This window comes from Amycolatopsis sp. MJM2582 (genome assembly GCF_000754115.1).
GTDB classification, from domain to species: Bacteria; Actinomycetota; Actinomycetes; order Mycobacteriales; family Pseudonocardiaceae; genus Amycolatopsis; species Amycolatopsis japonica.
The window spans coordinates 216,179-228,687 of record NZ_JPLW01000004.1 but is presented as its reverse complement, the minus strand read 5'-3'; the positions used below and the strand labels follow the sequence as shown (position 1 = coordinate 228,687).

Sequence of the window (12,509 nt, the reverse complement as noted above, 5' to 3'; positions counted from 1 at the left end):
GGGCGGGGGGGCGGGGCGCCGGGTCTGTCAAACGAGCGGTGTAACTCGGGTTGAAGGGAACTACTTGCGTCCGGCGGCCAGGCGACCGTCGAAGGCGATCTCGAATGCGTTCAAGGCGGGCTTCCACCGCATCGTCCAGCGTTTGCGGCCGGCGCCGGCCGGGTCGAGGCTCATGATCGCCATGTAGACACATTTCAGCGCGGCCTGCTCGTTGGGGAAGTGCCCGCGGGCCTTAACGACGCGGCGGATGCGGGCGTTAAGGCTCTCGATCGCGTTGGTCGAGCAGATCAACCGCCGGATCTCCGGATCGAACGCGAGGAACGGCACGAACTCGGCCCAGGCGTTGTCCCACAACCGCACGATCGCTGGATATCGGGCGCCCCAGGTCTCGGTGAACTCGCCGAACCGCTCCTTCGCGGCGGCCTCGGTCGGCGCGGTGTAGACCGGTTTGAGGGCCTTGGCGATCGGATCCCAGTGCTGACGGCCCGCGTAGCGGAAACTGTTGCGCAGCAAGTGCACCACGCAGGTCTGGGTGATCGTCTGCGGCCAGACCGTGGTGATCGCGTCGGGCAGCCCGGTCAGCCCATCGCAGACGACCATGAGCACGTCGGCCACGCCGCGGTTCTTCAGCTCGGTGAGCACGTGCAGCCAGTACTTGGCGCCCTCGCCGCCGTCGCCGGCCCACAAGCCAAGGATGTCCCGGCGGCCCTCGCAGGTCACCGCGAGCGCGACATAGATCGGCCGGTTGGCCACCTGCCTGTCACGGATTCTGACGTGGATAGCGTCGATGAAGATCACCGGATACACCGCGTCCAGCGGCCGGTTCTGCCGTTCGGTCATACCCTCGACCACCTTGTCGGTGATGGCGGAAATGGTCTGCCGCGACACGTCGGCGCCATAGACCTCGGCCAGGTGCGCGGAGATCTCCCCGGTGGTCAATCCTTTGGCGGCCAAGGAGATCACGGGCCGACATCAGTCAACACGGTCTTCGGGCGGGTGCCGTTGCGCGAGTTGCCGGTCCCACGACCGGCCGGATCGTGCTTGTCATAGCCGAGGTGATCAGTGATCTCGCCCTCGAGCGCGGACTCCAGCAACCGCTTGGTCAGCTGCTGCAGCACCCCGCCCTCACCGGTCAGCTTCAGCCCGCTGGCCTTGGCGCTGCTCAGCAACTGCGCGACGAGCTGCTCATCCAAGCCGTCCAGACCGGTCAAGGGCTTCGAATCCTCAGCGTTCTCCACGCCGGACATCATGTCGGTCATCAGGTGCACTTCCATGATCGGGAGTTACACCGCTCGTTCTACAGTCCCCTTCCAGGACGACCTGGGCCGCACCTACCGGGCATTCCTCGCCAGCGTCGCGCGATCCGGCCAGCCGACGAGAACCGCGAACCAACCGACGAGGAATGGACCGAATTCCAGCAACACTTCCACGCACGCAAGCTGGAACTCGGCACCTGCGGCCGCCCCTACGGCTCCTCCTGCCAGCACGAGCACGCCTGCATCCGATGCCCGGTCCTGCGCGTCGACCCCCGCCAACGCGCCCGGCTGGTCGAGATCGCGAACAACCTCCGTAACCGGATCGGCGAAGCCGAACTCAACGTATGGCGCGGAGAGATCGACGATCTCACCGTCAGCCTCAAGCAGCCCACACGAAGCTGGCCGCACTCGATCGGCAGACTGAGGACTCCGCCCGTACCGGGCCGGTGAGCATCGGCATGCCCGTCATCAGGACCGGGCAGTAGCTCTCCGAACTGCTGGGCAATGCGATCCTGGAGAAATCGAGGAACCGGGCCTCCCCGTCGATTCCGGTGAGCCGTTGAAGGTCAGCTTCAAACCGACTGCGCACGCCAAGCGAGCGCGACAGACGACGCAGCGCGACGTCCACCTCCCTCGGCCGCGCGCAACAACACGATCCCGTACTGTTCACCAACTACTTCCGCGACGATCCGACCACAGTGGACTGGGTACAAGAGATCGCCGCCTCGGCTATCGCCGACGCCGTAGTAGCCGCGCTGGCCGCGCATCGACGCCGGCTCGCCACCCACGGCGGGCGGATCGGGGAGCCAAGCAGCTCGACGGCGCGGCGCCTGGGCTCAGCGAAGGAGGCTGGATACGGTGCCGCGACCGCGAGCACCGTCCGAGTCCGGCGCGCCTGCCGTTCGTCCTTTATGGACTGCTTTCATTGCGGCAACTGTGTGGTCACCCAGCGGGCGGCTTATGCTTCCTCGCTTGCGGAAGGTCGGCCGGGCCAGATCGGTCACTGCACTGTGAGCTGCCAGTCGAGGACGATGGCAATTTCATGGATTGCCGGGATGACGGTGAAGTCGAGCAGGTTCGCTGCCGCCCCGATGTGCAGAAACACGCCGTCGCCGCCGGGAAACCAGATCATCTCGGTCAAGTCCCCTGCGTCGAATTTGATGGCCACATCCCCGAGCCACCACGAATCGCCATCGACCGCCCTTAGGAACGACGTTAGCGCGTCAGCTTCGCCGTCCGCATCGAGCTTCCCCAGGGGCCTGGCCACCCGCGACCGGCCTTCGCCGGCCGCGGTGGCCACGAACCTCAGCAGCCTTCGCTTCTGCTCGATACCAGCAGATTCCGGCCACTGCACCGTCAGCGACTCGAAAGTCGCAAGCACACCGACCTGGGCGACGAAATCTGGTGCCATGTCGGCGAACTCGCCGGGCTCGTCGCGGAAGACGATCACCTCAACCGGGTCACTCAAATTTTCCTCCAGACCCGGAACACCCGCCTGGCCGTCCGCTTCTTACCCGTGTGGATGTGCCATCGTCCCACATGCGGCTTGGTGCGCTTGGAATACCGCCTGTTCACGGCGTGAGGAGCGTGCAGAGCGATCCGGTGCCTCTTGTACCCGATGCCTTGTCCACCGATCTTGACCTTGCGGAGGATCCTGTTCGCTCGGCTTGCCGCGCTCGCTGACCGAGTCGTCGCGGTGAACCACCGGCCTGCCTTCGACGCCACCCGGCCGACGGCCTTCACCGCGCCGACGGCGGCGCCGATCCACTTGGACGCGCCACCGGTGAGGGCGCCGAAGGCGTACTGGGCGGCCGCTCCCCAGTTGCCCTGGATCGCATTGCCCACCGCGGCGACACCGCTCGCGATCGAGCCGATCGGTCCCGGCACCCACGAGACCACCTGGGCCACCCGCGTCACCGCGCCGACGAGCGAACTGAACCAACCGTGACCGTCGAGGTCGAGGCTGTTGATGGGATCACCGGCGACGTAGTCGTAGTCGTTCGCGGAGCCCCCCTCTTCGGGATCCACCGACAGGAACCGTCCGAGCAGTGGACTGTAAGGCCGCGCGCCCATCTGAACCAGCGCGATCCCGCCCGCGTGTTCGTAGGCCCGCTGGTGTTCGCCCAGCCAGCCGTAGTCCATCGACCCGGGCGAGTTGTCAGGCACGGCCTGAGGATCGACGGCTCCGGTACTGCTCAACGGCTGACCATATGGGTCGAAGGCGCGCAGTGTGCCGACCTGATGGCCGGCCACGTCGGTCGTCAGCACCAGGTCGCCACGCACCGACGGATGGTCGTACGCCGGGGTGAACGCGCCGTCGCTGCCGACCTTCGTGGTGTATAGGACTCCACCGGGCAGAGACAACGACAGCGAGGTCAGCCGGCCGGCGGCGTCCAGGGTGAGGTCCGGGGCGTCCCCGTCGCCGGTGAATCCGTAGCGGATCACGGCGTTGTTGTCGCAGTTCCGCGGGTCTCGCCGGACGATGCGATCGGTGGCGTCCCGGGTGTAGGCGACTTCGGCGTTGGCCGCGGCGACCGGGCCGCTGGTTTTGACCCCGGTGTTGCGGTCGGATCCGTCCCAGGTGAGCGTGGTGACGGTGCCGTCGGCGGCCGTCCACCCGGTCGTGTTGCCCGCCCGGTCGTAGGTGAAGCCGGACAGGCCGGTGCCGCCCTGTGTCGCGAGCAGGCGGTCGGCGGCGTCGTAGCAGTACAGGGTTTCGGCAGTTCCTGTCGCGGACTCGTCGACCAGACGCATGCGGTTCGTGTTGACGCCCGCGTTGGCCTGCGTTCCCGCTGGGCAGGTCGGGGACGCCGAGGAGGTGTAGTCGTAGGTGTAGCGGTGACCGGTCACGAACGCCTCGGTCAGGCGGCCCGCACCGTCGTAGATGTAGTTCGGCGCGTTCGGGCGGGCGTCAACGCCCGCCAGGGATTCGTCGACGATCGTCCCCGCCGCCGTGCGACCGACCTGGGACACTACGTCCTTGTTGTCGCTGGTCTTCCAGCCCAGTGAAAGGGTGCGGGCGGCGGCGTCCTTGGTCACCCCGGCGAGCGAGGTTCCGTTGGCGTACGCGACGGTGGCGAGTTCTCCGGCAGAGTCGTAGGTCACCGTGGCGAGCACGACGGCGTCGAGCTTCTGCGACAGCGCACGCCCGGCGTCGTCATAGGTGAAGGTGAGTACCCGCGGAGCGTCTGCGGCGTCGGGCGGGGCGACAGTGCTCGACACGGTCCGGCCGGCCTGGTCGTACGCGGTGCTGGTCCGGACTCCGTTGGCGTCGGTGTAAGCGACGATCCGGCCCAGCAGGTCGGCAGTGGTGGTGATCGTGCCGTTCTCGTCGGAAACTGCGCTGGTGAGCGGATCGCCGCCGACGGAGTACTGGTGCTTCACCGTTCGCGCCGGCGAGCTTGCCGATGCCGGGACGTGTTCCTCCAGCGGCCGGTCCCTGTCGTCGTAAGTGGTGCATGTCCACTCACCACCATCGGACTCGGCTACGGCTCGGCCGGAGGCGTCGTAGACCCGCTCGTCCACTCTGGCAGGCCCGGTCGCCGGCGCCGCCGAAGTGATCACCTTGGCAAGGCCACCCTGGTTGACCGGTGCGCTGCCTGCCACGCACGGGTTCGTGCGGGTCTCGGCGTCCCCGTAGTAGGCGTAGACGGTCTTCGCGCCCGTGGCCATCGTCTTGCTCGTTTTACGCAGGTAGCCGCTACCGGGCGTTTCATAGCCGACCGAGCCCGTGATCTTCAACCCTCCCGGATTGCCTTGCCCGGAGGTGGCGAGACCATAGACCGGGTCGAGCCCGTTCTCGTCGAACCGGGTGACACCGGACTTGTCGGGAACACTGTCGGACTCCGTCGCGGTCGTCGACGTGGTCAGCCCGTACCGCGGCTTGAGCTGGCTGCCGGGCACCGGCTCCTGCGTTCCGGCCGGTGTGGTCCAGTGCAGTTCGAGCTGGGCGGTGAGATCGAATTCGTAGTAGTCGATCCGGATTCGCCGGGCAGCGCCCGGTGTGGAGTTGCGGACGACTCCCGAGCGCCACGCGGGCGTGGTGTTGCGCCAGTCGTCGATCACGATCTGGTCGTCGACCCAGACCCGGACACCGTCATCGGCGAGGACGCGGAAGGTGTAGTCGCCTGCGGCGGGGAAGACGATGTCCCCGGTCGCGCGCAGCGAGAAATGGTCGGCGGTGATCCCGGTGGTCGGCGCGTCACTGTTCCAGTTCTTGACGAACTGTCCGGCGGGGCCAGCGATGCCGGTCGTGTATGCCTTGGGCGCTCCGGAGAGGCTGTCGTTGTCGTAGTACGCGACCGCAAGGCCGTTGATGCCTTCGTCGTATCCGGTGTGGCCGTGGGACATCGCGCAGCTGCTGTTGGGCGATTGACCGGCGAAACACGACCCTGGCGCCGGGCCGTAGGCATCCGTCGGGCGGTCGGCGTAGTCGTAGATAGTCGTACTGCGACGCCCTGCCGGGTCGGTTGTGGACAACGGCAGGTCCTTCGGGCTCCATTCCTGGGTGGACGTCTTCCCGGTAGCGTCGGTCGTCGACAGCGTCCGGTCGGCTTCGTCGTAGGTCACCTTGCTCGAGAACCCGGTCGCCGGCGTGAGACCGGCTGTGTCGGTGTACGTCGTGCGGCTCGCCGGGTCGTATCGGTAGCTGGTCGAAGGCCGCGGTTGTCCGGGAGCGGGCGCAGGCTCGGTCACGGAAGTGACCTGTGTCTTCCCGTTCTGGACCGCGTAGGCGATGGTCGTGTACGTCTCCGTGGTGTTGCGGTGGGCCGCGTCTGCGGCCACCCAATCGACCGCGAGCGGACTGCGGACACCCGTCACGAGACCGTTCGCGTCGTACAGGTAGTCGTTGTTCTCGGCTCCGGGATCTTCGATGCGGGCCAGCCGTCCCTGGGCGTACCAGAGACGGGTTTCGGTCCCGTCCCAGTAGCTGATGCGGCACAGCATCTGTGACGGCGGCAGTGCGTCGGTGCCTGCGGGTGCGGCGACTGAGCCGTAGCAGTCGTCGCCGGGCCGGTTGTAGTGCAACGTATGCACCCGCCCGGAGACCGGGTCCTTGATCTGCGTCAACCGCGACGGCGTGCCGCTGTAGATGTTCTGCAACGCGGCGGGCTTGCGCGAATCGGCCGCGGTTCCTTGGGTATCGAGCTTGCCGTCGGCGCGGAACGTGAACACGTCGCCGCCTTCGTGAAGCGTGACCCGGCCCGAGGTATCCAGGGCGAGGACACCGTCTTCGCTCTGGGGCGGGGTGTAGCCACCGGTGCTCTTCTTGGTCCAGGTGTGCTTGGCGCCCGTGGCGTCGGTCAGGACGATGTTCTGGTCGGTGACCTTGGCTTCGGTGTAGCTCGAGCCGTCTCCGTCCAAGTCCGCCGAGAGGGTCCAGCCCTGCGGCAGGACCGGCAGGTCGGAGGTGTAGAGCCAGTCGGCGGGCACGATCTGCGGAGCGACGGTGGTGTTGTCGCTGGTCCGCACGAACAGGCGCATCTTGGCCGCGCCAGTGGCCTCGGCGTTCTCGACCTTGATGGGCACGCGCTGGCCGGCGGTCAGCGCGACGTTGGTCGCCTGAGTCCAGTTGAGATCGCTGGGCGTGCCGACGTCGTAGACCTTGGCGCCGTTGATCCACACCACGGCACCGTCATCGTGCACGCCGGCGAACTGGTAGGTCCCTGCCACCGGCGCCTGGAAGAATCCCTCCCAGCGAGCGACGAACCAGTCCCCCGGCAAGGCCGGGGCGAACGGCGAATCCACGCCCCAGTCGACGTTGACCTGCGGCTCGGTCCGTACCAGCACAGGCTGCTGGGCGTCGCTGATCAGGCCGTTGTGAGACAGGTCGACGAAGTAGGAAGCTTTGAGGCCCTTGTTCTCCCGCTGCTGTGAGTTGTAGCCGAAAGTCAGGCCGGCGTTCCCACCGACGGTTTCGAACGTCGGTGTCTGCTGCGACAACGAGGCGTTGCCGTTCGCCAGGTTGACCGTGACAGGGCCGGCATCATCCGTCGGAGAGGGACCGTGGTCGCCGATCCGCTGGTCGATCTTGAAGTGACCGACCCACGTCGGCGTGATCGTAGTGGTACCGCTGTAGGTCATCGCCTGCCAGGTGTAGGCGACACCGTCCTGCAGAATCCCTGCGGGGACCGTCCAGGTCGGCGTCGGCAGGCAGCCGGACTCGACCACGACACCCGACTTGGCGTCGGCACCGGTCGCGATGCGGAAGCAGTATTTGACCGGCTCGCCATCGGGGTCGGTTACTGGCTTCACCGACAAGGTCGGGGTAAGCGAGGTCGACACAGTGCCGTCGGCCGGAGCGACCAGCGTGGTGGCGGGCGCCGGGGAACCGGTGTCGACGGTGAGGGTGGCGTTGAGGTTCTTGTAGGTCCAGGTCCCGGCGTTCTCGGCGCCGATCAGCATGAAGAAGACCGAGCCGTCGCGGGCGTTCACGCGATCGCGGATGAAGCCGGTCAGGCCTTCACCGACGAAGCTGCCGACGTCACCGACGAGCGCGCTGGTCATGTAGCCGCCGACGCCGTTGAAGTTGAACGCGGACGCGTGGTGCAGGTTCGCGTTCCAGGTCTTCAACGAGCCGACGACGCTGGTGTTGCGGGTCAGATCCATGCGGGCGCCGACGACGGTCTTGCCGAACAGCGGCGTGTAATCCACGTTGAAGACACTGCGGTTGTAGGTGTCGCCCTTGGCCTGGCTGTTGCCGATCCGCAAGCCGCAGGCGTCACAGTTCGTGCCGTCCGAACGGTACGAATGGGACTCCTTGACCCCGTAGGTGAAGGTCGGGTCCACGTAGACGGGGTAGACGCGTTTGGGGTCACGCAGCCAGTTCGCGTCGACGGCGACGGTGAGCCACCAGTCCGCTCCGGCCTGTTCGAGGGAGTAGGTGCCGCCGGTCATCGCGGGCGCGGTCTCGCCGTTGCCCGCGGAATCCCAGGTCTCGATCGGTGGCATCACGATCTTCGCCGCCCCGCCCTCATCGGCGAGAACGACCGTGCCGTTCTCCAGCTTCGGGGTCAGGCCACCAGTGTTGAGTTTGAACTTCCACGACGACCGGCCATCAGCGGGCAGGCGCTTGAGCTTGATGGTCTCCTTGACCGCACCCGGCGTGACCTCGTACTCCAGATCCGTCCCGGCCGCGACCTCCGGATACGTGACGGAATCACCCTTCACCGCGGCGGTCGATCCTGCGGCCTTGTCCATCGCGAGGCTCGCGGTGTGCCCACCCGACTCCACCTGCAGCACCGCACCGTCGTCTGCCTTCGTCGCCAGCGACGGGCTCAGCGGATGCTGATCCGCGTCGGCGCGCTTGGTAGCGGGATCGGTCGACAGAGTGGTCTGGACCGGCTGCCAGTTCCCGGCAGCGTCCTGCACGTTCAGCGGCTGGTTCGACTGCCGCACCGACCGGGTGCCATCGGGATTCTCATACTCGGTGACGAACATCGACCGCGACACCGGCTTCGACCGCTGCGGATCGAAATGACTGCCCGCACCGCCGTCAAGCCGTGATCTGGCTCCGAAATCCGCCGTGGACGGCGCCTGTGGCGTGACCGGCGCGGCGGGTTCGGACGGCAGGACACCGACCTCACGCGGATCGATCCGCTCGGCCGCCGCCGCCTTCGGTGAAGCCGAGACAGTCTCCGTGCTCCCGATCACCAGAACGGCGATCAACAGGAAAATCAGAGCTCTGATCCACCGGGTTCTTTCGATCTCACGGCGCAACAGGAACACGAAAGCCCCCTCCATCGCGACGGCGAAAGCCGTCGACGCAGTGCCGCCTCGGCCTGTCGGGGGCCGGGGCGTGATCGAGGGGATGACCCGCCCGACCGAGCCGTTCATCGTCGCGACCACACGTAGTCGTTACATCACTTCTTGAGGTGAACCTCACTCTTGCCAAGCACCGGCCGGGTGCCGTAAAGACACTGGTCACAGCCGTTCCGGAGCCGAATCGGGCAAACCGCTCAACTCTCCGGACCGAGTGCTCACCCCACCCCGGCAGGAGATCCGTGAACCACCTCGCCCCCGCCCGTCCCGCAACCGCGGACACGCTTCCACGCCCCGCGCAGGCCCGCCTGTGGCGACGAAGCGGACCGGTCGCATTGTGGCTTTTCGCGGTCGTCCCGTTCGGGCTTGCTCTGTTCACCGCCGTGCGGGCTCCGAAAATGCATGTGCTGCTCGATTACTGGCATGTACTGGCGAAAATCACCGACGATAATGGCGATCTGCTGTTCGGTCAGGTGTTCACCTATCACCTCGATCAGCCCTTCGTCCTGCCTTCGCTGATGTTCTGGGCGGACGCGGCGTGGTTCGGCGGGGACAACCGGGTCCTCACCATCCTCACGGTGCTGCTCACGGCCGGGATCGTGGCCTGCCTGTACTCGATGCTCCCGGATTCCCTTTCCACGACAACAAAAACCGTCGTCGTGGCAGGCTTTTCGTGGCTGCTGTTCACCTCGCATGCGGCGGAGCTGTGGTTGCAGGGCACCAACGGGATCAGCTGGATCCCCGCGGTCTTCTTCTGCGTGCTCGCGATCGCCTGTGCACATCGCGGCAGGAGCTGGACAGCGGGTATCTCGGCAGCGCTGGGTTGCCTCAGTTTCGGTGCGGCTCTGCCGATCTGGTTCGTTCTGGCACTGATCGCCTGGCTGCGTAAGGACTCGCGCCTGCGAGTCTTGATCCCTGGCGTGACCGGAGTTCTCGTTGTCACGGCGTGGTTCCTGACCAAACCGTCCGGTCAGCACTCGCTGGCCACGTCGGCGTTCGACCCCGACGGCAGGCTGTCCGTTCTCGCTGCGGCACTCGGCGGGCTGTGGTCGGCCGACATCGCAGTAGTCGCGGTGATCGCCGGCGGGATCACAATCGCCGCGCTGGTCTACCTTGCCCGAGAAGCAAGTCCTCGAGTCTCTGGCTGGATCGCGCTCGCCACGTACGCCATCTTGCTCGCGGGCATGCTAGCGCTGGGCCGTACGACCGATCAGGTACCCGGCGGTAACGTCGGACTCATCAGCCGGTACGCCGTCATCGGCGCACTCGCCACCAGTGCCCTACTGGCATTGGCGGCCATCAACCGTCCACAATGGCCACTACGGGAGCTGCTGATCGGCACCGCGGCGGCCGCCTTGGTCACCCACGCCATCGGCGGCGCCAAAGCAGAACGCGTCCGGCACGACTATGCCCCCTTGAGCCTCGCGGCCATCGCCCTGCGCGTGGACGCACCCACCGTCCTCGACACACTGCACATCCAACGCGCGGCCGCGCCCGCGGCGCGCTCACTCGGCGCCTACCCCTTCAACGACACCTTCACCCTTGGCTGCGGCGGACCCGAACTCGGCACCCACCTCTCGACTCCGGCCCCACTCCCCCATGGCACCGAACCAGGGAACACACGCGGCGAAACCAGCATGCCGCCGGCTGGAGACACGGTCCTCAGCGGCTGGGCCACCATTGGCGGCACGCGGGCCGACTGTGTTCTCGTCGTCGATCAGAACAATGTCGTCGTCGGTGGCGGCCTCATCGGCCTGCCGAGTTCAGCCGCCAGAACCAAGACTCCCGCACCGGAAGGAATGGCCTGGCAAGCCGTCGCACCAGCCGGCACCGCGATCGGCGGGATCATCGCTGTGAAGGCGGGCACACTCTACCGACTGCAACCACAAGAGTGATGATCACCGCGTCGGGCGACTCCAGCAAGTCGCCCCACGCAAGCGAAGAAAACCCCTTGGCCTTCGCGCTCGCCGACCACGCCGGCTGTCCATTCTCCCTCGAGCGGGCCGGGCAGGCGACGATCTTGCTGGCCGCGAGCACGACGCCGCGACCTAATACATACAGCGGTCAGTCCCGGTCGAGCATTCCGGGGCCGAAGACCTCGTAGTGGATGCGCTCGGCTGCCAGGCCGCGCTGGATCAGCCCGGCGCGGATTCCGTGCATGAACGGCAAGGGACCACACAGGTAGGCGGTGGTGTCCGGAGGAAGCGGTAGCGCGTCAACATTCATGAAACCGGGCTGCGAGCGGTCGGCGTGGGCGAGGTTGATCCGCCGCGTCGGCTGGGTGCGGGCAAGGTGATCCAGCATGGCGGCCATCGGGTTGATCCCGATACCGGCGCTGACCAGGAGCACCGGTCCGTGCCCAGTGTCGAGGGCGCACCCCATACCCGGGCATTCCTGGACACCGTGCTTCCGACAGCCCGGCAGGGTCTACGCCTTCGCCGCCGGCGCTCTCGCGCGAACAACTGAGGCTGATCCGTTGGTGGTGACGTGTCGGTGAACGTGATCGTCGGTATCCTCTGTTGTGCGGGTCTGCCGGTGCTGCCGTTGTATCGTCTGCGGCATGAACGGTTCCGTCGAGGAAACACGACGACAGCTAGTGATCGACGAGCTGCGGCCGCTTCTCAACCAGGTTTCCCTTCCTGCCGCTGATCTGCGACTGGGTGGTGGCTCGCCGGTGTCGGTGACGGGGTCCTATCTGGCTGGTCATCCTTATCTGCCCGAAGGCGTGCCGTGGCCGCGGTACAACGACGTTCCGATGTTCTGCGTCGCTCAGGTCAATTTCACCGATGTCGGGCCGTTGCCCGGCTTCCCGTCGACAGGGTTGTTCCAGTGGTTTGTCGCCGCAGACAGCCTCAATTTCGGGCTTACATATGACGAGACGGGAGGCAAGTCCGGTTTCGAGGTCCGCTGGTATTCCGATACCACTGCGCGTCCGGTGGCGCCGCCGACAGCTCCGACACCCTGGCATAAGGCTGGAGACGAGCCGGAGGTGTACGCGCCCTTCCGCCCCACCGAAGCGCGAGGTGTGACGTTCACGGTCGGCAGCGCGCTTCCGCAACTAGCCGAATTCACCCCTGACGACCAGGGGGACCTGGCACGGCTGGTCCGTGAACTGGCCAAGCTCAACGGCGAACGCGGTGACCATCCAGGAGATCTTCTGCACAACGGATGGAATTTCCACGTCCTCGGTATCGAAAGCCCGTTCCGTGAGACCTTCGTCTTCGGTAGCTCAGTGGGAGGCAGCGCCAGTTTCAGGCAGGAGGACGCGCGCAGTTATCCGAACTATCCATCGATCGGTGAGCCCGCGGGTCAAGTGCTGGTCACGATCGATCAGGACGTAGCACAGGGCTGGGGTGACAGTGGCATCGCGCATCTGTTCGGTGACCCGGCCGACCTGGCCCGAGGGGACCTGAGGTCGGTGCACTACTACTGGGACAGTTTCTGACCGCACACCATCGAGTAGCGGCTGTCCGGTGGCGCATGGTCAGGTAC

The 12,509-nt window shown here is 66.5% G+C and carries 6 protein-coding genes and 2 pseudogenes; 2 read left to right on the top strand and 6 right to left on the bottom strand.

Annotation, left to right across the window (positions count from 1 at the left end):
* Positions 1-60: 60 nt before the first annotated feature.
* From ED92_RS26355 to ED92_RS26340, 5 genes and pseudogenes are all read right to left on the bottom strand, one after another.
* Positions 61-1,247 (bottom strand): annotated as a pseudogene (locus tag ED92_RS26355) (IS256 family transposase).
* 84 nt (positions 1,248-1,331) lie between these two features.
* The gene (locus ED92_RS26350) at positions 1,332-1,664 is read right to left on the bottom strand and encodes a hypothetical protein (RefSeq protein ID WP_037342992.1); all 333 of its coding nucleotides are present in this window, start codon (positions 1,662-1,664) and stop codon (positions 1,332-1,334) included.
* Entirely contained in the window at positions 1,636-1,884 is a 249-nt protein-coding gene (locus ED92_RS42550; RefSeq protein WP_152611016.1) for a hypothetical protein, read from the bottom strand. Before ED92_RS42550 ends, ED92_RS26350 begins: the two co-directional genes overlap by 29 nt.
* A 372-nt stretch (positions 1,885-2,256) precedes the next feature.
* Positions 2,257-2,724 carry a hypothetical protein gene (locus ED92_RS26345; protein ID WP_152611015.1) on the bottom strand — a complete coding sequence of 156 codons (468 nt, stop codon included), beginning with the start codon at positions 2,722-2,724 and terminating at the stop codon, positions 2,257-2,259.
* Positions 2,721-8,696 carry a PA14 domain-containing protein gene (locus tag ED92_RS26340; protein ID WP_369797434.1) on the bottom strand — a complete coding sequence of 1,992 codons (5,976 nt, stop codon included), beginning with the start codon at positions 8,694-8,696 and terminating at the stop codon, positions 2,721-2,723. Before ED92_RS26340 ends, ED92_RS26345 begins: the two co-directional genes overlap by 4 nt.
* Before the next feature lie 563 nt (positions 8,697-9,259).
* Between ED92_RS26340 and ED92_RS26335 the strand changes: the two genes are divergently transcribed.
* The gene (locus ED92_RS26335) at positions 9,260-10,912 is read left to right on the top strand and encodes a hypothetical protein (protein ID WP_037342990.1); all 1,653 of its coding nucleotides are present in this window, start codon (positions 9,260-9,262) and stop codon (positions 10,910-10,912) included.
* Between the two features lie 169 nt (positions 10,913-11,081).
* Here ED92_RS26335 and ED92_RS26330 read toward each other — a convergent pair.
* Positions 11,082-11,405, bottom strand: a pseudogene (locus ED92_RS26330) (hemin transporter); the annotation flags it as partial.
* 172 nt (positions 11,406-11,577) lie between these two features.
* On the opposite strand from ED92_RS26330, the gene ED92_RS42055 reads away from it, so the two are divergent.
* Positions 11,578-12,462: a DUF1963 domain-containing protein gene (locus ED92_RS42055; RefSeq protein ID WP_081975922.1), complete on the top strand. Its 885-nt coding sequence runs from the start codon at positions 11,578-11,580 to the stop codon at positions 12,460-12,462.
* Positions 12,463-12,509: the final 47 nt, after the last annotated feature.